At 59.2% G+C, this 473-nt stretch carries 1 pseudogene; it reads right to left on the bottom strand.

Annotated features, from left to right (window positions below):
* A pseudogene (locus RTW80_RS27200) lies at window positions 1–473 on the bottom strand (multicopper oxidase); the annotation flags it as partial.

The raw sequence follows: 473 nt of genomic DNA, 5'->3' as shown, positions 1-473 counted from the left end.
CATGTCGCCTTCGCCTGAAATCACCCAGCGTTCAAACTGCCCTTTCGTGGCGGCGAACATGGGCGTGTTCATATCGAACGCTTTGCCGTTGATGCGGTTGGCGTTGTGGAAATCGAAACCATGGCCGCCGTGATCCATGCCGCCCATATTGCCGTGGTCCATATTCATATGGCCCATCATCTGGCCGTGATGCATTCCCGCCATGGCCTGATTGCCGTACTTCTTCATCAGCGCCTGCATGCCCATCATGTCGAGCATCGGGTCCATGGAGAGCTGAAGTTTACGCTGTGTAAGCCCGTCCAGCGACGGGAGTGCTGGCAGCGTGGTGAGGGTCTCCGGCAGCGTACCGGAGGCGGTGATCTGTAGCGGCTGAATGCGCAGGACCGGATGCGGCTTCTCAAACGGCGCAACGGCCATCCCCATCTGGCTGACCGGCAGGGTCACCAGGTCAAACGCTTTGCCATCGCTGATGT

It is taken from the genome of Escherichia sp. AM3, from assembly GCF_032029835.1.
Lineage (GTDB): Bacteria > Pseudomonadota > Gammaproteobacteria > Enterobacterales > Enterobacteriaceae > Escherichia > Escherichia coli.
This window is presented reverse-complemented; position numbering and strand designations above follow the sequence as displayed.